The organism is Pseudomonas sp. DR208 (assembly GCF_019823005.1).
GTDB lineage: Bacteria > Pseudomonadota > Gammaproteobacteria > Pseudomonadales > Pseudomonadaceae > Aquipseudomonas > Aquipseudomonas extremorientalis.
Map to the genome: position 1 here is coordinate 5115933 of NZ_CP081944.1, position 19508 is coordinate 5135440.

General features: G+C 61.1%; 20 protein-coding genes. 10 read left to right on the plus strand and 10 right to left on the minus strand.

The window, feature by feature from the left end; all coding sequences use genetic code 11:
* Positions 1-2: 2 nt before the first annotated feature.
* From K5K89_RS23010 to K5K89_RS23040, 7 genes are all read right to left on the minus strand, one after another.
* Complete coding sequence (locus K5K89_RS23010; protein ID WP_071489443.1) at positions 3-848, minus strand: carbohydrate ABC transporter permease; 846 nt, start codon at positions 846-848, stop codon at positions 3-5.
* Positions 841-1749 carry a carbohydrate ABC transporter permease gene (locus K5K89_RS23015; protein WP_071489442.1) on the minus strand — a complete coding sequence of 303 codons (909 nt, stop codon included), beginning with the start codon at positions 1747-1749 and terminating at the stop codon, positions 841-843. The genes K5K89_RS23010 and K5K89_RS23015 overlap by 8 nt, the downstream gene beginning before the upstream one ends.
* An 81-nt stretch (positions 1750-1830) precedes the next feature.
* Positions 1831-3117, minus strand: a complete 1287-nt coding sequence (locus K5K89_RS23020; protein WP_222540332.1) for an ABC transporter substrate-binding protein — start codon at positions 3115-3117, stop codon at positions 1831-1833.
* Between the two features lie 104 nt (positions 3118-3221).
* Positions 3222-4481 (minus strand): AGE family epimerase/isomerase, encoded by a 1260-nt coding sequence (locus K5K89_RS23025; RefSeq protein WP_222540333.1) that lies wholly within the window; start codon positions 4479-4481, stop codon positions 3222-3224.
* Positions 4482-4596: 115 nt separating this feature from the next.
* Positions 4597-5442: an ATPase gene (locus K5K89_RS23030; protein WP_071489439.1), complete on the minus strand. Its 846-nt coding sequence runs from the start codon at positions 5440-5442 to the stop codon at positions 4597-4599.
* A 114-nt stretch (positions 5443-5556) separates the two neighbouring features.
* Positions 5557-6555, minus strand: coding sequence for an NAD-dependent epimerase/dehydratase family protein (locus K5K89_RS23035; RefSeq protein ID WP_071489438.1), 999 nt, complete (start codon positions 6553-6555; stop codon positions 5557-5559).
* 52 nt (positions 6556-6607) lie between these two features.
* Positions 6608-7501 (minus strand): LysR family transcriptional regulator ArgP, encoded by an 894-nt coding sequence (locus tag K5K89_RS23040; protein WP_071489437.1) that lies wholly within the window; start codon positions 7499-7501, stop codon positions 6608-6610.
* A gap of 98 nt (positions 7502-7599) precedes the next feature.
* Between K5K89_RS23040 and K5K89_RS23045 the strand changes: the two genes are divergently transcribed.
* The 7 genes from K5K89_RS23045 (at position 7600) to K5K89_RS23075 (ending at position 15040) form a co-directional block, all read left to right on the plus strand.
* Complete coding sequence (locus tag K5K89_RS23045; RefSeq protein WP_071489436.1) at positions 7600-8001, plus strand: ACT domain-containing protein; 402 nt, start codon at positions 7600-7602, stop codon at positions 7999-8001.
* A gap of 5 nt (positions 8002-8006) precedes the next feature.
* Positions 8007-8606, plus strand: coding sequence for a LysE/ArgO family amino acid transporter (locus K5K89_RS23050; RefSeq protein WP_092246970.1), 600 nt, complete (start codon positions 8007-8009; stop codon positions 8604-8606).
* 178 nt (positions 8607-8784) lie between these two features.
* Positions 8785-9381, plus strand: a complete 597-nt coding sequence (locus K5K89_RS23055) for a superoxide dismutase (protein ID WP_003212997.1) — start codon at positions 8785-8787, stop codon at positions 9379-9381.
* A 129-nt stretch (positions 9382-9510) separates the two neighbouring features.
* A complete protein-coding gene (locus K5K89_RS23060) occupies positions 9511-9726 on the plus strand; it encodes a hypothetical protein (RefSeq protein ID WP_071489434.1) in 216 nt (71 codons plus the stop codon).
* A 160-nt stretch (positions 9727-9886) separates the two neighbouring features.
* Positions 9887-11938: a putative bifunctional diguanylate cyclase/phosphodiesterase gene (locus tag K5K89_RS23065; RefSeq protein ID WP_222540334.1), complete on the plus strand. Its 2052-nt coding sequence runs from the start codon at positions 9887-9889 to the stop codon at positions 11936-11938.
* A gap of 128 nt (positions 11939-12066) precedes the next feature.
* Complete coding sequence (locus tag K5K89_RS23070) at positions 12067-13410, plus strand: imelysin family protein (protein WP_071489432.1); 1344 nt, start codon at positions 12067-12069, stop codon at positions 13408-13410.
* A gap of 175 nt (positions 13411-13585) precedes the next feature.
* Positions 13586-15040, plus strand: coding sequence for a TrkH family potassium uptake protein (locus tag K5K89_RS23075; RefSeq protein WP_071489431.1), 1455 nt, complete (start codon positions 13586-13588; stop codon positions 15038-15040).
* On the opposite strand, the gene K5K89_RS23080 is transcribed toward K5K89_RS23075, so the two are convergent.
* Positions 14997-16055, minus strand: coding sequence for an AraC family transcriptional regulator (locus tag K5K89_RS23080; RefSeq protein ID WP_071489430.1), 1059 nt, complete (start codon positions 16053-16055; stop codon positions 14997-14999). The genes K5K89_RS23075 and K5K89_RS23080 overlap by 44 nt on opposite strands.
* A gap of 160 nt (positions 16056-16215) precedes the next feature.
* On the opposite strand from K5K89_RS23080, the gene K5K89_RS23085 reads away from it, so the two are divergent.
* The 3 genes from K5K89_RS23085 to K5K89_RS23095 all read left to right on the plus strand — a co-directional run bounded on the left by K5K89_RS23085 (position 16216) and on the right by K5K89_RS23095 (position 18363).
* Positions 16216-16527 carry a DUF962 domain-containing protein gene (locus K5K89_RS23085; protein WP_071489429.1) on the plus strand — a complete coding sequence of 104 codons (312 nt, stop codon included), beginning with the start codon at positions 16216-16218 and terminating at the stop codon, positions 16525-16527.
* 352 nt (positions 16528-16879) lie between these two features.
* Positions 16880-17062: a hypothetical protein gene (locus tag K5K89_RS23090; protein WP_222540335.1), complete on the plus strand. Its 183-nt coding sequence runs from the start codon at positions 16880-16882 to the stop codon at positions 17060-17062.
* Positions 17063-17166: 104 nt separating this feature from the next.
* The gene (locus K5K89_RS23095) at positions 17167-18363 is read left to right on the plus strand and encodes an MFS transporter (RefSeq protein ID WP_071489426.1); all 1197 of its coding nucleotides are present in this window, start codon (positions 17167-17169) and stop codon (positions 18361-18363) included.
* Here the strand turns inward: K5K89_RS23095 and arfB are convergent.
* Positions 18360-18773, minus strand: a complete 414-nt coding sequence (gene arfB, locus K5K89_RS23100) for an alternative ribosome rescue aminoacyl-tRNA hydrolase ArfB (RefSeq protein WP_222540336.1) — start codon at positions 18771-18773, stop codon at positions 18360-18362. The two genes, K5K89_RS23095 and arfB, sit on opposite strands and share 4 nt — an antisense overlap.
* 12 nt (positions 18774-18785) lie before the next feature.
* Positions 18786-19469, minus strand: a complete 684-nt coding sequence (locus K5K89_RS23105; RefSeq protein WP_071489424.1) for a pentapeptide repeat-containing protein — start codon at positions 19467-19469, stop codon at positions 18786-18788.
* Positions 19470-19508 lie beyond the last annotated feature (39 nt).

The following is a 19508-nucleotide window of genomic DNA, read 5'->3' on the forward strand; positions in this document are numbered from 1 at the left end:
GATTACCCCTTGACCGCGCCGGCCGTGAGGCCGCGCACGAAATACTTGCCTGCGATCACATAGACCAGCAGGGTCGGCAGCCCGGCGATCATCGCCGCCGCCATATCCACGTTATATTCCTTGGCCCCGGTGCTGGTGTTGACCAGGTTGTTCAGCGCCACCGTGATGGGCTGGGAGTCGCCACTGGAGAACACCACGCCGAACAGGAAGTCGTTCCAGATCTGGGTGAACTGCCAGATCAGGCAGACCATGATGATCGGCGTCGACATCGGCAGGATGATCTGACGGAAGATGGTAAAGAAACCCGCACCGTCCAGGCGTGCCGCCTTGATCAGCGCGTCCGGGATGCTCACGTAGTAGTTACGGAAGAACAGTGTGGTGAACGCCAGGCCATAGACCACGTGCACAAACACCAGGCCGGTGGTGGTGCTGGCCAGGCCCATCTTGCCGAGGGTAAACGACGCCGGCAGCAGCACGGTCTGGAACGGCAGGAAGCAACCGAACAGCAGCAAGCCGAAGAACAACTGCGAGCCTTTGAAGCGCCAGAACGACAGCACATAGCCGTTCAACGCACCGATGGCGGTAGAGATCAGTACGGCCGGAACGGTGATCTTGATCGAGTTCCAGAAGTAACCGTCCACAGTGGCCCAGGCCTTGACCCAGCCGATGCCGGAGACCACGGTCGGCCAGCTCAGCAGGTTGCCGGTGCTGATGTCTTCCGGGGTTTTGAAGCTGGTCAGCAGCATCACCACCAGCGGCACCAGGTACAGCAGCACGGCGAGGATCAGCACCGCGTAGATCGCGATGCGACTCAGGCTGACAGGTGATTTGGAGGCGAGACTAGTCATGACGTTTGGTCCTCAGCTCGGAGTAGAGGTAAGGCACGATGATCGCCAGGATCGCACCGAGCATCAGGATCGCACTGGCCGAACCCATGCCCATCTGGCCACGGCTGAAGGTGAACGAGTACATGAACATGGCAGGCAGGTCGGACGAGTAGCCCGGGCCGCCGGCGGTCATTGCCGCCACCAGGTCGAAGCTCTTGATCGCAATGTGCGCCAGGATCATCACCGCACTGAAGAACACCGGACGCAGGCTGGGCAGAACCACGCTCCAGTAGATGCGTGGCAGGCTCGCGCCGTCGATCTGGGCGGCACGGATAATCGACTGATCCACGCCACGCAGGCCGGCGAGGAACATCGCCATGATAAAGCCCGAGGCTTGCCATACAGCGGCGATCACCAGGCAGTAGACCACGCGGTCCGGGTCGATCAGCCAGTCGAGACGGAAGCCTTCCCAGCCCCAGTCACGCAGGAGTTTGTCCAGGCCCATGCCCGGGTTGAGCAGCCATTTCCAGGCCGTACCGGTGACGATCATCGAGAGCGCCATCGGGTACAGGTAAATGGTGCGGATAAAGCCTTCACGACGGATTTTCTGGTCGAGGAAGATCGCCAGGGTCACCCCGATCACCAGGGTGATGCCGATGAACATCCCGCCAAACACCGCCAGGTTCTTGCTCGCCACCCACCAGCGGTCGTTGTCGAACAACCGCGCGTATTGCGCAAGGCCCGCCCATTTGTAGCTTGGCAGGAACGTGGAATTGGTGAACGAGAGTACAAACGTCCACAGGATGTAGCCGTAGAAGCCCACCAACACGATGAACATGCTGGGCGCCAGCACCAGTTTGGGTAGCCAGCGCTGCAGTGCATCGAACGGCGAGGCTTTGCTGAACACAGCAACAGAACTCATGGGAAAATCCAGTACAGGGAAAAAGGACTACAGGAACACGCCTTATGGGGGGCAAGGGAGTCCCCCCCATAAGGTCAACCGTTACTTGGCGGACTTGATCGCAGCGCCGAGTTTCTTGGCGGTATCGGCCGGGTCGGCTTTCGGGTCGTTGATGTAGTTGGTCACGACGTCAAAGAATGCACCTTGCACCGCCAGGGTCGTGGCCATGTTGTGCGCCATGCTTGGCTGCAGGCCGCCGGTCTTGGCGTCTGCCAGGAAGTCCTTGGCAGCGGTCTGGGCGCAGGAGTCGAAGCCGTACGATTCCATTTTGTTCAGCATGTCGTTACGCACAGGGATCGAACCCTTGTTGATGCTGAACACTTTCTGGAAGTTTTCACCCAGCACGACTCTGGCAATGTCCTGCTGACCCGCCGCAGTGCCTTTGTCTTTCTGCTTGAACACCGCCAGGGAGTCGATGTTGTAGGTGAAGGCTTTGTCGGTGCCCGGGAAGGCTACGCACTCATAGTCTTTGCCGGCGACCTTCTTGGCGGCGGTCCATTCGGACTTGGCCCAGTCACCCATGATCTGCATGCCGGCCTTGCCGTTGATGACCTTGCCTGCTTCGAGGTTCCAGTCCTGGCCTTTGCCGTCAACGTCCATGTAGGTCGCGACTTTTTTCAGCTCGGTCAGGGCCTTGACCATTTCCGGGCCGGTCAGCGCAGCGTTATCCAGGTCGACCAGGGCTTTCTTGTAGCCATCGGCGCCCATCACAGAAAGCACCACCGCCTCGAACACGGTACTGTCCTGCCAAGGCTGGCCACCATGGGCGAGCGGAATGAAGCCGGCTTTCTTCAGCTTGTCACCAGCGGCGTAGAATTCTTCGAGGGTGGTCGGGTTCTTGGTGATACCGGCTTTCTTGAAGACTTCCGGGTTGATCCACAGCCAGTTCACGCGGTGGATGTTGACCGGCACGGCAACGTAGTCACCGTCGTACTTCACGGTATCGGAGACTTTCTTGTCGAGCAGGGAGTCCCACTTTTCTTCTTTGGCGACGTCCTTGAGCACGTCGGTGTCGAGCAGGCCGGTGGACGCCCATTCTTGGATGTCGGGGCCTTTGATCTGGGCAACGCCTGGCGGGTTGCCGGCGACTGCGCGGCTTTTCAGCACGGTCATGGCCGTGGCGCCACCGCCACCTGCGACGGCACCGTCTTTCCAGGTGAAGCCGTCTTTCTCAACTTGGGCCTTCAGGACATCTACAGCCGCCTTCTCACCACCCGAGGTCCACCAATGCACAACTTCAACCGTCCCTTTCGAGTCGGCGGCAAATGCACTGAGGGGAAACAACGAGGCAATGGAAATAGCGACGGCGAGGCGATTAATCGCGTTCATCTGAGTACCTTTTCTTGTTGTTATGCATGCAAGTCTTAGGCTTGCGCTGCACGGAGTTTAAACAGGGTTTTTTGAGGCGCAGGTAACAAAGGGATGCACAAATGTCACCAGTTGGTGACATAGCGCCCAGCCCCGATGGCACTGGCCATGCTGGGTGCCAAGGGCAGTGCAGGCAGCACTACCGCTTGCCAGGCATGGTACAGGTCCGGCTTGCCACCCCATATTTTGCTGCTGGGTTGGTTATGCGGGCTGAGTTCGTGGTGCCAGCTGCCGTTGATGCGGTCAATGAAGTGGGTTTCGCAGAATTCCCAGAAGCGCCGGTACCAGGTTTCGTAATGCGATTCGCCGGTGCGTTTGAGCAGGGCCTGGGCAGCGGCGCTGGCTTCGGCATGGGTCCAGTGCAGGCGCTCGCGTACCACCGGGCGGTGGTTCCAGTCGAGGGTGTAGACGATGCCGGGGGCACCATCCACCGCCCAGGCGTACTCGCAGGCACTGGCGAACAGGCCTTTGGCGTCGGTCACCAGCCACTCGGGGGTGGCGAGCCCGGCTTGCAGGCGCGCGGCCTCAAGGTGCAGCACCAGCCGCGCCCACTCGAAGCCATGGCCGGGGGTAATGCCGTAGGGGCGGAAGCCATCGGCGGGATTGTCTTCGTTGTAACCGAGCAAGGGTTGCCAGCCTGTATCGAAATGCTCGATCACCATGAACTGGTTGCCGGCGGCATGGGTATGGATCACGCGCTCGACGATCCGCAGCGCACGGTCCAACCAACGTGTATCGCCGGTCACATCGGCCAGGGCGAGGAAGGCTTCGGTGGCGTGCATGTTGCTGTTGGCGCCGCGATAGGCTTCGACGCCGCTCCAGTCCTGGGCAAAGGACTCGAGCATCACGCTCTCCTCTTCGCTCCAGAAGAACTGGTCGATGATATGGATGGCGTCATTCAGCAAGTGTTGCGCGCCGGGAGCGCCCGCCACCCCTGCAGAGCTGGCGGCCAGGGCCACGAAGGCGTGCAGGTACGCGGCCTTGCCACGGTTGCCGTCGACGGCGTGGGGTGCGGCGAACCAGCCGCCATGCTCACTGTCGCGCAACGGGCCGTTGAGGGAGGCAACCCCGTGTTCAATCAGTTCGGCATAGCCAGGCAACCCCATGGCGTGGGCCATGGCGAAACTGTGAGTCATGCGGGCGGTGTTCATGGTTTCAGCGCGGGCATCGGCCGGCAGCCGGCCTTTGTCGTCCAGGTTGCCAAAGCCATCGGGCAGTCGAGACGCCTTGGCAAACGCCAGCAGGCGCTGGCCTTCGGCAGCGAGCCAGGCGTGATGGGCAGGCGCGTTCAGCCAACTGCTGGCAGGCAGTGGTTGGGTGGTCATGGGTGGCCCTTATTATTGTTTGTGGGATGACCGGAGTCTAAACAAGGGCGCACTGGGAGCAAGTAACGAAGGGGATGGGAAATGTCACCGAGTGGTGACATTTCTACAAGAGACCTCATTGCCCGAGCGGGGTAACTCTCGCCGGCGCGTTAAGTTGTTGGTTGAGGTTCTGCACCTGGCTCTGCAAGGTGGTGATATTACGCGTGGTCTGGATGCGGAACACGTCGAACTCCTTGTTGGTAGGCGCGTCACTGTTGGCCGACGCGTTGTCCTGGGCGCTCTTGAGCACCACGAGGTCCTGTTCGATCCGGGCGATGGCGGCGCTGGGGTTGCCCTGTTTCTTCAAGGCGGCCACATCAGCGGCCAGTTCCTTGATCTCTGTATCGCGCTTGCCGGCGTCAACCTGCGCCGCCTTTAGGGTCGCCACGGCGTCGGTCAACGCCTGGACCTGGCCTTGCAGCTTGCTGTTGGCGTTGGACAGGTCGGTGGTGCTGGCGGTCATTTGCGCCAGGCGCTTGTCCAGCTCGGTGGCCTGGCCGGCCACGCCGATCTGCTGTTTACCCTGCTCAAGCAACTGGCTTTCAAGCTGCTTGATCTGCAGTTTCAGCGCTTCGCTGCCGTTGTTGACGCTGGCCTCGCTGGCCACCACCTTGCCGGAAATATCCTGCAGGCGCCCCGCCGCTTCTTCGCTGATGCGCGCAAAGCTCTCCTGGGTGGCCACCAACTGCTGGCCCATCAGGGAGATCTGCTGGAAGCTCCACCAGGCCAGGCCCGCAAAGGCGATCAGCAGCGCGCCGATCAAGGCCCACAACGGGCCGGTGCTGGCGCTCTTGACCTTGACCACCTTGGTGTTACGCGAACGCACTGAGGTGGCCGGGGTAGGTTCGAAGTCATCGTCATCCCCGACATCCGCCCGCAGGCTGGGAACGTTGTCGAAATCGTCTTTAGCATCGTTGCGCATGTATCAACCCTGAATCGGTGAGGTGGCGAGCGACGGGAGTATAAACCGCGTTCCCGACGCCCTGATCGACCCGGAACGCCGAATTCGGTTCCCGAAGTGTTGCCTGTTGTGTGCTTACTTCAACCCAGGGTCCTGGGCCTTCCACCAACTGCAAAACTCGTCGAGGGCGGTCCACAGGCTGACCTTGGGCTCGTAGTCCAGATAATGCCTGGCGCGGCTGATGTCGAGGGTGAAATCTTTGTTCATCACTTGCATGCCCAGGCGCGACAACGCCGGCTCGGGACGACCGGGCCACATCGCGCAAAACGCTTCGTTGAGTGCCGCCACGCTGTAGGACAAACCGTAGGACCGATACCGCGTCACCTGCGGCAACTCCATTTGGCGCATCACGTAGTTCACCACATCCCACACCGGCACTGGCGTACCGTTGCTGATGTTGTAGGCCCTGCCCAGCGCCGAGCCCGTGGCGAGCAAACTGCTGAGCAGCGCTTCGTTGAGGTTGTGCACGCTGGTGAAGTCGACCTTGTTCAGACCATCGCCGACGATGGCCAGGCGATTCTTGCGCTGCATTTTCAGCAGGCGCGGGAAGATACTCATGTCACCGGCGCCCGTGACGAAGCGCGGACGCAGGGCCACTACTTCGAGGCCGAACTCCTGGGCACCGAACACCTTCTGTTCGGCCAGGTACTTGGTGGCGGCATAGGGGTGCTTGAAGCGCTTGGGCACTTGCTCTTCAGTCAGCCCCAGGTGATCGCGCCCATCGAAATAGATCGACGGCGACGACAGGTGCACCAGACGGCCCACGCGCTCCTTGAGGCAGGCCTCGACGACATTTTCGGTGACCAGCACATTGCCCTGATGAAAGTCCTGATACTTGCCCCACAGCCCGACGGCGCCGGCGCAATGCACCACGGCTTCGACATCGCGGCAGAGATCGCGTACCAGGTCGGCGTCATTCAAATCACCCTGGATAAACTCGGCGCCGCGCCTGACCAGGTGTTCCACACCTTCGGCACGTCGCCCGTTGACCCGCACGTCCAGGCCCTGCTCCAGGGCGAAACGCGCAAAGCGCCCGCCGATGAAGCCGCTTGCGCCGGTGACCAGAATCTTCATGTATTACCCCGTGTGCTTTCGTTTTTCATCGCTGTTGCCTTGACGCACGCCATCACTCCAACGGCACCAACCACTGCCCGCATGCCTGGGCCAGATGGTCGGTCAACAAGCCCAGCAGTTGCCCGCCACTGCGCCAATGATGCCAGTACAACGGCACATCGATGGGCTTATCTGGCAATAACTCGACCAAGAGGCCTTTTTGCAGTTGGTCGCGCACCTGCAATTCCGGCACCAGCCCCCAACCCAGGCCCGCTTCGGTCAGGCGAATAAAGCCTTCGGACGATGGGCATAAATGGTGCTCGAAGCCGCCATCCACGCCGAGGGATGCCAGGTAGCGGTGTTGCAGGAAATCATCCGGGCCAAAAACCAATGCCGGGGTGCGTGCCAGTTGGTCGGCGCGCACGCCGTCGGGAAAGTGCCGGGCAATAAAGGCCGGGCTGGCCAACGCGCGATAACGCATGGCCCCCAGCAGCAGGCTACGTGCCCCGGCCACCGGGCGCTCGCTGGCGCAGATACAGGCCGCCACTTCACCGGCGCGCATGCGCTTGAGGCCTACGGTCTGGTCCTCCACCACCAGATCCAACAGCAGATGCTGCTCGGCGCAAAAACCACTGACGGCCTCGGCCCACCAGGTGGCGAGGCTGTCGGCGTTCAACGCGATACGCAGGCGCTCGGGCATGCCTTCCTCATCCAGGGACGGCACCTGGCTTTGCAGGTCGCGCTCCAGCAGGCGCACCTGTTGCACATGGTTGAGCAGGCGACGGCCGATATCGGTGGGTGTCGGCGGCGTGGCCCGCACCAGTACCGGCTGGCCGATACGCGCCTCCAGCAACTTGATGCGCTGGGAGATCGCCGACTGCGACAACCCCAGCACCTGGGCGGCGCGCTCGAAGCCCGCCTGCTCCACCACCGCCGCCAGAGCGGAAAGCAATTTATAGTCGAACATCAGTTTCTCTAATGAGCGATCAGCAATATTGGTTTTTCTTATACAGCCTGCGCGATGAGAATAGCCAGCATCGCTTCTCTCTTTATAAGGAACCTCCCATGGCTGGCGAAACCGCCCTGGCTACCCTGCTGCGCAGCATGAGCCCTCATCTGAATGACGGCGACTACGTATTCTGCACCCTGCCTGATCAGCGTATCCCTGCCGGTTGCGAGGTGATCGGCAGCTTCCGCGAACAAGAAGGCCTGACCCTGATCGTCGAACGCCAACAAGCGGAACAGGCTGGGCTGGCCTTCGACTACGTCGCCGCGTGGATCACCTTGAATGTGCACTCGGCCCTGGAGGCCGTGGGCCTGACCGCCGCCTTCGCCAGTGCCTTGGGCAAGGCCGGCATCAGTTGCAACGTGATTGCCGGCTATTACCACGACCACCTGTTCGTCGGCCGTGCCGATGCCCAGCGTGCCATGCACGTGTTGCAGCAACTGGCGGCAAACGCGGAGTAGACCCTATGTGGCAAAGCTACCTGAATGGTTTGCTGGTCGCCCTCGGCCTGATCATGGCCATCGGCACCCAGAATGCCTTTGTCTTGGCGCAAAGCCTGCGCCGTGAACATCATTTACCCGTGGCAGCGCTGTGTGTGGTGTGCGATGCGCTGCTGGTGGCCGCCGGGGTATTCGGCCTGGCCACAGTGCTGGCGCAGAGCCCGATACTGCTGGCGATCGCACGCTGGGGCGGCGCAGCTTTCCTGATCTGGTACGGGGCCTGCGCACTCCGCCGGGCCTGTTCGAAACAGAGCCTGGACCAGGGCGGCAACCTGCAGGTGCGCTCGCTGCGCGCGGTGCTGCTGAGCGCGCTGGCCGTCACCCTGCTCAACCCTCACGTGTACCTGGACACCGTGTTGCTGATCGGCTCACTCGGCGCCCAACAAACCGAACCCGGCGCCTACGTCGCCGGCGCGGCCAGTGCGTCGCTGCTGTGGTTCGCAACCCTCGCGCTCGGCGCGGCGTGGCTGGCACCCTGGCTGGCACGCCCGGCCACCTGGCGCCTGCTGGACCTGTTGGTGGCGGTGATGATGTTCAGCGTGGCCTATCAATTGATCAGTGCCTGAGGAATATTCCAAAACGCTCTGGAACCTCTATCCCACACAGTTGTTGCGTGGTTTTGCCACAACCCCGGTGCTATGATCCTGACCCTGCGCCGCAAAGAGTACAAACTCCCCGGCGCTTGTTTGGCCGCCCGTGATCGGCCTTGCGCTCACCGCAACTGACCTGATTAGGAGATTTATCATGGCTTTCGAATTGCCGCCGCTGCCCTACGCACACGATGCCCTGCAGCCGCACATCTCCAAGGAAACCTTGGAATACCACCACGACAAGCACCACAACACCTATGTCGTGAACCTGAACAACCTGGTGCCAGGCACCGAGTTCGAAGGCAAGACCCTGGAAGAGATCGTCAAATCCTCTTCGGGCGGTATCTTCAACAACGCTGCCCAGGTCTGGAACCACACCTTCTACTGGAACTGCCTGGCGCCAAACGCCGGCGGCCAACCTACCGGCGCGCTGGCTGAAGCCATCAACGCGGCGTTCGGTTCGTTCGACAAGTTCAAGGAAGAGTTCACCAAGACCTCCGTCGGCACCTTCGGCTCCGGTTGGGGCTGGCTGGTGAAAAAGGCTGACGGTTCCCTGGCCCTGGCCAGCACCATCGGCGCCGGCAACCCGCTGACCAGCGGCGACACCCCGCTGCTGACCTGCGACGTGTGGGAACACGCCTACTACATCGACTACCGCAACGTGCGTCCAAAGTATGTGGAAGCGTTCTGGAACCTGGTCAACTGGAAGTTCGTGGCTGAGCAATTCGAAGGCAAGACCTTCACTGCCTAAGCACTGCTTGCAGAAAAAAAAGAGCCCGGCGAATGCCGGGCTTTTTTGTGCGTGATGGAACTGAGTGACAGGCCTTTGCCACGCAGTCTCTGGAGGAATCAGCCTCTCTTATCTGTCGGAGAAATCACAATGACCATTGGCGCACTCGCAGCTCTGCCTATCGTTGGCGACGTTGTTAAAACCGCTGGCGACATCACCAAGTCCCTCTTACCGCTTGCCCAACCCTTTGCTGACGTGGCAGCCAAGACTTTGGGGAAAATGCTTGACCAGGCTTTCGAACCCACCAAAAAATCGGTTGATTATTCGAACACACTGGAATTAGGAAACCGCACGCTGAAGTTTTAAACGACCCGCCGCCGCGGCTCGTAACGGGCGGGCGGACAGCAATCCGCCTCGCTCCCCTCCTTCAAACCCGGTTAACCCCAATGTTCCTTTGACTGCCCTCACCAGATTGCCAATACTCATGGCATATTGAGGCTACCCGCATGGAACAAGGAATGACCCTTTGAAGCTGGAACTCAAGAACAGCTTGTCGGTGAAGTTGCTACGGGTTGTGCTGCTGTCGGCATTGATCGTGGGCGTCGTGCTGAGCGTGGCGCAGATCGTCTTTGATGCCTACAAGACACGCCAGGCCGTAGCCGGCGATGCCCAGCGCATCCTCGACATGTTTCGCGACCCCTCGACCCAGGCCGTCTACAGCCTGGACCGCGAGATGGGCATGCAAGTGATTGAGGGCCTGTTCCAGGATGACGCCGTGCGCATGGCGTCCATCGGCCACCCCAACGAAACCATGCTGGCAGAAAAAAGCCGTGCCTTGCAGCAAGCGCCCAGCCGCTGGTTGACCGACCTGATTCTTGGCCGGGAACGCACCTTCACCACGGCGCTGGTGGGCAAAGGCCCCTACAGCGAGTATTACGGCGACCTGAGCATCACCCTCGACACCGCGACTTATGGCCAGGGCTTTATCGTCAACTCGGTGATCATCTTCATTTCCGGGGTGTTGCGCGCCCTGGCCATGGGCCTGGTGCTGTACCTGGTCTATCACTGGCTGCTGACCAAGCCGCTGTCACGGATCATCGAGCACCTGACGTCGATCAACCCGGACCGGCCCAGCGAACACAAGATCCCGCAGCTCAAGGGCCACGAGCGCAACGAGTTGGGGCTGTGGATCAACACCGCCAACCAATTGCTCGAATCCATCGAACGTAACACCCATTTGCGTCATGAGGCCGAAAGCAGCCTGTTGCGCATGGCCCAGTACGACTTCCTGACCGGCCTGCCGAACCGCCAGAAACTGCAGGAGCAACTGGACAAGATTCTCATCGACGCCGGCCGTCGACAACGGCGCGTAGCGGTATTGTGCGTGGGGCTGGATGACTTCAAGAGCGTCAACGAACAGTTCACCTACCAGGCCGGTGACAAATTGTTGCTGGCCTTGGCCGACCGATTGCGTGCCCACAGCGGCCGCCTCGGCGCACTCGCCCGACTGGGCGGCGACCAGTTCGCCTTGGTGCAGGCCGATATCGACCAGCCTTACGAGGCCGCCGAGCTGGCACAAAGCATTCTGGACGACCTGGAGGCGGAGTTCGCTCTCGACCACGAAGGCATCCGCCTGCGCGCCACCATCGGCATCACCCTGTTCCCGGAAGACGGCGACAGCACCGAAAAGCTGCTGCAAAAAGCCGAACAGACCATGACCCTGGCCAAGACCCGTTCGCGCAACCGTTATCAGTTCTATATCGCCAGCGTCGACAGCGAAATGCGCCGCCGCCGCGAGCTGGAAAAAGACCTGCGCGAAGCGCTCAGTCGCAACCAATTCCATTTGGTGTACCAACCGCAGATCAGCTACCGCGATCACCGCGTGGTCGGTGTGGAGGCGCTGATCCGCTGGCAGCATCCAGAGCATGGCCTGGTACCGCCGGACCTGTTTATCCCGCTGGCCGAGCAGAACGGCACCATTATTCCGATTGGCGAATGGGTACTGGACCAGGCCTGCCGGCAATTGCGCGAATGGCACGACCTGGGCTTCACCGACCTGCGCATGGCGGTCAACTTGTCCACCGTGCAACTGCACCACACCGAACTGCCACGGGTGGTCAATAACCTGATGCAGATCTACCGCCTGCCGCCGCGCAGCCTGGAACTGGAAGTCACCGAAACCGGCCTGATGGAAGACATCAGCACCGCGGCCCAGCATCTGCTGAGCCTGCGTCGTTCCGGGGCGTTGATTGCCATTGATGACTTTGGCACCGGTTACTCATCCCTCAGCTACTTGAAAAGCCTGCCCCTGGACAAGATCAAGATCGACAAGAGCTTCGTCCAGGACCTGCTGGACGATGACGACGATGCCACCATCGTGCGCGCGATCATCCAACTGGGCAAAAGCCTGGGCATGCAGGTGATCGCCGAAGGCGTGGAAACCGCTGAGCAGGAGGCCTACATCATCTCCGAGGGCTGCCATGAGGGTCAGGGTTACCACTACAGCAAACCCTTGCAGGCCAGGGAGCTGGCGGCATTTCTCAAGCAGTCGGAGCGTAACAACGCCGTCATTCTTTGACCGGCCAAAACGATACTGAATATTTCCCGCGTATAACCCTTTACACAAAATGCAAATCTTTCGCATTATGTCGCAGTTTTTGCGCTCCCCCCGCGCGCCCCATCAACAACCGAAGCAGGATGTTTGCCATGATTCGTATGCCCCTGGCCACCGCCAGTCTGCTGGCCATTGCCATTTCTCTCGCCGGCTGTGGCGAAGGTAAAGACAAGGCCGCAGCGCCACAGGCGCCGACCCCGGCTGCCAGCACTACCGCTCCAGCGGCTGCCACCCCTGCCGGCCAGGTCGACGAAGCGGCCGCCAAGGCCGTGGTCGCGCATTACGCAGACATGGTATTTGCGGTCTACAGCGATGCCGAGTCCACCGCGAAAACCCTGCAAACCGCGATCGACGCGTTCCTCGCCAAGCCGAACGACGAAACCCTGAAAGCCGCACGTACCGCCTGGATCGCCGCCCGCGTCCCGTACCTGCAGAGCGAAGTGTTCCGCTTCGGCAACACCATCATCGACGACTGGGAAGGCCAGGTGAACGCATGGCCGCTGGACGAAGGCCTGATCGACTACGTCGACAAGTCCTACGAACACGCCCTGGGCAACCCGGGCGCCACCGCCAATATCATTGCCAACACCCAGATCCAGGTCGGCGAAGACAAGGTCGACGTGAAGGACATCACGCCGGAAAAACTCGCCAGCCTCAATGAGCTGGGCGGTTCCGAAGCCAACGTCGCCACCGGCTACCACGCCATCGAATTCCTGCTGTGGGGCCAGGACCTGAACGGCACCGGCCCAGGCGCCGGCAACCGTCCGGCGTCGGACTACCTGACGGGCGACGGTGCCACCGGTGGCCACAACGAGCGCCGCCGCACTTACCTGCGTGCCGTGACCCAACTGCTGGTCAGCGACCTGGAAGAAATGGTCGGCAACTGGAAACCCAACGTCGAAGACAACTACCGCGCCACCCTGGAGGCGGAACCTGCCACCGACGGCCTGCGCAAAATGTTGTTCGGCATGGGCAGCCTGTCCCTGGGCGAGCTGGCCGGTGAGCGCATGAAGGTGTCCCTGGAAGCCAACTCGCCGGAAGACGAACAGGACTGCTTCAGCGACAACACGCACAACTCGCACTTCTACGACGCCAAGGGCATCCGCAACGTCTACCTGGGCGAGTACACCCGCGTCGACGGCACCAAAATGACCGGCGCCAGCCTGTCGTCCCTGGTGGCCAAGGCCGACCCGGCTGCCGACACCGCCTTGAAAGCGGACCTGGCGGCAACCGAAGCGAAGATCCAGGTCATGGTGGACCACGCCAACAAGGGTGAGCACTACGACCAGTTGATCGCAGCCGGCAATGACGCAGGCAACCAGATCGTGCGCGACGCCATCGCCGCACTGGTCAAGCAGACTGGCTCGATCGAAGCGGCAGCGGGCAAGCTGGGTATCAGCGACCTGAACCCGGATAACGCTGATCACGAGTTCTGATCCAGGTGGGAGGGGCTTGCTCCCGATGGCGATGTGTCAGTGAAGCACATGTTTACTGACACATCGCCATCGGGGCAAGCCCCCTCCCACATTTGACTGCATTGCCTCAAACCCCGGTTTACATGCCTTGCACCCCAGGTAGAATGGCGCCTCTGCCCTACCTCGAGCGAATTTCATGGCGTTGCCGACCCTGCGTATCATCGGTTTCATCATCGGCATCTTCCTGATCACCCTCGCGATCGCCATGGTCGTGCCCATGGCCACCCTGGTGATTTTCGAACGCACCAGCGACCTGCCTTCGTTCCTGTGGGCCAGCATGATCACCTTTCTCGCCGGCCTGGCCCTGGTGATTCCCGGTCGCCCCGAGCATGTGCACCTGCGCCCGCGGGACATGTACCTGCTGACCGTCAGCAGCTGGGTGGTGGTGTGTGTCTTCGCCGCGCTGCCCTTTCTGTTGACCCAGCACATCAGCTACACCGACTCGTTCTTCGAAAGCATGTCCGGCATCACCGCCACCGGCTCCACGGTGTTGAGCGGCCTGGACACCCTGTCGCCTGGCATCCTGATGTGGCGCTCGCTGCTGCACTGGCTCGGTGGTATCGGTTTTATCGGCATGGCGGTAGCGATCCTGCCGCTGCTGCGCATCGGTGGCATGCGCCTGTTCCAGACCGAGTCCTCGGACCGCTCGGAAAAAGTCATGCCCCGCTCGCACATGGTGGCGCGGCTGATCGTGGCGGCCTATGTGGGTATCACCATCCTTGGCAGCCTGGCGTTCTGGTGGGCGGGCATGGGCCTGTTCGATGCAATCAACCACGCAATGTCGGCGATTTCCACCGGCGGCTTCTCCACCTCGGATGAGTCCCTGGCCCATTGGAAACAACCGGCGGTGCACTGGGTGGCGGTGGTGGTGATGATTCTCGGCAGCCTGCCGTTCACCCTGTATGTGGCCACGTTGCGCGGCAACCGCAAGGCACTGATCAAGGATCAGCAGGTACAAGGCTTGCTCGGTTTGCTGATCGTGACCTGGTTGGTGCTCGGTACCTGGTACTGGTGGACCACCAACCTGCATTGGCTCGATGCCCTGCGCCATGTGGCGTTGAACGTGACCTCGGTGGTCACCACCACCGGTTTCGCGTTGGGGGACTACAGCCTGTGGGGCAACTTCTCACTGATGCTGTTCTTCTACCTGGGGTTTATCGGTGGTTGCTCGGGCTCGACAGCCGGCGGGATCAAGATCTTCCGTTTCCAGGTCGCCTACATCCTGCTCAAGGCCAACTTGAACCAGCTGATTCACCCGCGCGCGGTGATCAAGCAAAAGTACAACGGCCACCGCCTGGATGAAGAGATCGTGCGTTCGATCCTGACGTTTTCGTTTTTCTTTGCCATCACCATCTGCGCCATCGCCCTCGCGTTGTCGCTGCTGGGCCTGGACTGGATGACCGCCTTGACCGGCGCCGCCAGCACGGTGTCCGGTGTCGGCCCGGGCCTGGGGGAAACCATCGGCCCGGCGGGCAACTTCGCCAGCCTGCCGGATGCGGCCAAATGGATCCTGTCATTGGGCATGCTGCTCGGTCGACTCGAGATCATTACGGTCTTTGTTCTGTGTATTCCGGCTTTTTGGCGTCACTGACAACCGAGGTTTCCAACAACCGCGTCCGGTATTCGCCGGGCGTGGCATCGAACCAGCGACGAAACGCACGGAAGAAGTTGCTCGGGTCGGCAAAACCCAACAGGTAGGCGATTTCCAGCAAGGTCATGCTCGGCTGTGCCAGGTATTGCTCGGCGAGTTCGCGTCGGGTGTCGTCGAGCAGGGTCTGGAAGCTGGTGCCCTCCTCTTGTAGCCGCCGCTGCAAGGTGCGCTGGGACAGGTGCAACGTCTGCGCCACCACTTCACGCTTGGGCTCGCCCTGGGGCAACAGCCGGCACAGCACTTGCCGCGCCTTGTGGGTCACGCGGCTTTCCGAGAAACGCGCCAGGTATTCACCGGCAAATCGATCATGCAACAGCGCCATGGCCTCGTTGGCCGTGGGCAGCGGCGCTTCCATGTCGGCCCGCTCGAAAATCAACGCGTCGTAGGGCGCGTTGAACTCCAGGGGTGCGTGGAAGGCTTGTTTGTACGGGCCAAGGTCCGCCGGCTGATCACCTTGCAGCACCACCTTGCGCGGCTGCAGGGTGCGGCCGGTGAGCCAGCCACACAGCGCCAGGGCACTGGCCAGCGAGGCTTCGGCGCTTTGCCGGGTCGGCGGCAGGTGATCCCCGTGCACCGTCAGAATCAGCGCATACCCTTCGGGGATCAGTCGGAAACTCAGGTCGGCACTTTCAGCGATGATGCGCTGGTAACGCACCAGGCGCATAAAACCCTCGGCGAGGGTGTTGCTGGACATCAGCGCATAGCCGGCCACATGAAACGACGCCGGCCGCACCACTTTGCCCATGTTCAGACCGATCGCCGGATTGCCCGACAGCTCCACCGCGCGCTGCCACAGGCGGGTCATGCAATCCTGTGGAAACCGCGCATCGGGGTCATTCAGGGCGGCGTAGTCCAGGCCCAGTTGCCTGAACAAGGCGCGGCAATCCAGGCCGTCCATTTCCAGTGCCTTGACTATCCCCATCGCCCAGCTTGCAGAAGTTGTTCGTTCGCTCATGGCGTCTTCTTAATAAAGCAGGCTCAAACGACAGCCAGGAAGCCAAGGATACTAAAGTGGCATCTATTGTCACTGGCTGTTACTACTGATCACTCTAGACTCAAATAAGCTCCCCGCCGAACATCTGTTGGGCGGCATAACAATCAAAGGGCCAGCCACTGTGGAAAACATCAAGCGATTCAATAGCTTTGCTGAGTTCTACCCCTACTACCTGGCCGAGCACGCCAACAGTACCTGCCGGCGCCTGCATTTCATCGGTACCACGCTGGTAATCGGCATTCTGGCGTATGCCATCGGCCGGGGTTCGTTGGGCTTGCTGGTCGCGTTGCCGATTGCCGGCTACAGCTTTGCCTGGGTCGGCCACTTCTTCTTCGAAAAGAACCGCCCGGCGACCTTTCAGCACCCGTTTTACAGCTTGTTGGGGGACTTTGTGATGTACCGCGACATGATTCTGGGCAAGGTGCCGTTCTAGGCGAACGACCGTTTAAACGATAAAAGTTCCTGCATCCGGCGACATAAAAATCTTTTTGTCATTTGCGGTGCTGTATCCTGCCAAGGCTTTTTGAGAGCGCGGAATCACCTGCGATTGAAAAAACAGACCTTGCGAGGAGCGACGACGATGCACGAGATACCTAATCTCCCCTTCCCAAGCCTGCACCCTACAGAGCAGCCAACACCGCAGCAGGCCAGCGATAAACAGCCTGAGGCCAAAAAAGAAGCCAAACCAGTCGACAGCAAAAGCCAGGACTGACGCCGTACCAGACCGTGTGGAAAGCGCAACGTTAAGCGCTTTCCACACTGCCTGAATGAATCGAGGCCCCGCCATGACCGATACCCTCCCCGACGACCCGGACACCGCTGTACTCGACGCAGCCCTGCAGATGGTCGAGGTGTGGAACCGCCTCAGCGCGGAGAAACAGGCCGTACTGCTCAAGCGTTTCGGCACCCAGGAAAACGCGCTGGCCGCCCTGGTCACCACCCAACTGCTGGCCCCTGCGCGCGCCTGAGGTCTTTTTGATCCGAGGTTTTTGTGTTTTAGCGCCCTGCGCGAAGCAAACCACCGGTATCATTAGCAACCTATCTTTACCTGCTGCGACAGTGGACCCCTCCCATGCTCGATACCCAGCGCCCCATGGCGGTCACGCTGCAAGTTGTTTCCATCGTCCTGTTCACCTTCATCGGCTACCTGAATATCGGCATCCCCCTGGCCGTGTTGCCGGGCTATGTCCACAGTGAACTGGGCTACGGCGCGGTGATTGCCGGCCTGGTGATCAGTGTGCAATACCTGGCTACCCTGCTGAGCCGCCCGTACGCGGGCAAGATCATCGACAACCTGGGGAGCAAGCGCGCCGTGCTGATCGGCCTGGCCGGCTGCGGCCTGAGCGGCGTGTTCATGCTGCTCGCTGCGTGGTTCTCCAGCCTGCCGGCCTTGAGCCTGGGCAGCCTGTTGATCGGCCGCCTGGTGCTGGGCAGCGCGGAAAGCCTGGTGGGCTCGGGCGCCATCGGCTGGGGCATCGGCCGGGTCGGCGCGCAGAACACCGCCAAGGTCATTTCCTGGAACGGCATCGCCAGCTACGGCGCACTGGCGGTCGGTGCACCGTTGGGCGTCGTGCTGGTGAAGAGTTTCGGGTTGTGGAGCATGGGGGTCAGCATCATCCTGCTGGCCATCGTCGGCCTGCTGTTGGCCTGGAACAAGGTCGCCGCACCGATCGTGGCCGGCGTGCGCCTTCCCTTCATGAATGTGCTGGGCCGGGTATTGCCCCACGGCTGCGCGCTGGCGCTGGGCTCGATTGGATTTGGCACCATCGCGACCTTCATCACCCTGTACTACACCACCCAGCACTGGGATAACGCGGTGTGGGCATTGAGCCTGTTCGGCGCCAGCTTTATCGGTGCACGGCTGCTGTTCGGCAACCTGATCAACCGGATCGGCGGGTTTCGCGTGGCGATTGCCTGCCTGTCGGTGGAGATCCTCGGCCTGCTGTTGCTATGGCTCGCCCCGGATGCCAGCCTGGCCCTGGCCGGCGCGGCGTTGAGCGGGTTTGGCTTCTCCCTGGTGTTTCCCGCCTTGGGCGTCGAAGCCGTCAACTTGGTACCGGCGTCCAGCCGAGGCTCGGCGGTGGGGGCTTACTCGCTGTTTATCGACCTGTCGTTGGGCATCACCGGCCCGCTCGCCGGTGCCGTGGCGGCGGGGTTTGGCTTTGCGTCGATCTTCCTGTTCGCCGCCCTCGCCGCCTTGGGTGGCTTGCTGCTCAGTGTTTACCTGTACCGACAAGCGCCGAAAGCCCGTGAGGCACGCGGCGACTAAAAATCGACCTTGCCACGCCCAGCCTTGATGCTGCCGCGCTTGGTCTTGGATTCGAGGCGACGCTTTTTCGAGCCCAGGGTCGGCTTGGTCGGGCGGCGCTTTTTCTCCACCTTGGTAGCGCTGAGGATCAACTCCACCAGGCGCTCCAGCGCATCCGCGCGGTTCTGCTCCTGGGTCCGGTATTGTTGCGCCTTGAGCACCAGCACGCCTTCGCTGGTAATGCGACTGTCACGCAGCGCCAGCAACCGGTCCTTGTAGAAGTCCGGCAGCGACGATGCGGGAATATCAAAGCGCAGGTGCACGGCGCTCGACACCTTGTTGACGTTCTGCCCACCAGCGCCCTGGGCGCGGATAGCGGTCAGCTCGACCTCGGCATCCGGCAGGTGCACGTTGTTGGAAATTACCAGCATCAATCAAAAACCTTAGGCAACGGACAAGCCCAACTCAGACAAGAGCATCGACGCCTGGGCTTTGGAAATCACGGCGCCTTTGAACAGTTTGGCATCATTGAGGCGAAACCCGCTCAAATCCGCACCGCGTAGGTCGGCGTCGGCAAAGTTGGCGCCATTGATGCGAGCATGGGCGAGGCTGCAATCGATCAGCTCAGCCTTGCGAAAGTCGGCATCAGACAAATCGCTGTCGGAAAAATCCAGGTTATTCAGTACGGTCCGCGCAAACGACAATCCAGACAGAAAAGCGCTGTTCAGCCGCGTTTCGCTGAAACTCAGGCCCAGCGAGGCGCAATGGGTGAAGTTGGCGCCGGTCAACTTGCAGTGTTCAAAACTGGCCTGGGAAAGCTTGCTGCGCTGCCAGCGGGTGTTGTTCAGGTCGCAGTTGTGGAATTGCGCTTCCAGCAGGTTGGCCGCTTCGAAAATGGCAAGGCTGGCACGGCAGCTTTTCCACAGCGTGCCTTCCAGGCGAGCCCCCAAGAAAGAAGTCTGGACCAGGATGCAGCGTTCGAACACCCAATGATCCAGGGTCATGCGCGACAAATCGGCGCCGCTCAAGTCCACGCCAGTGAGGCGCAAGGGGCCGGAGTGCTGGTCAATCAGGTCTTCCAACTCATCACGCTGAAAGGCGCCGCCGTCGATATCGATGTGTTGCATGGGACCTCCGGGCACGCTCGAAAAAACCAGGGGCGATTC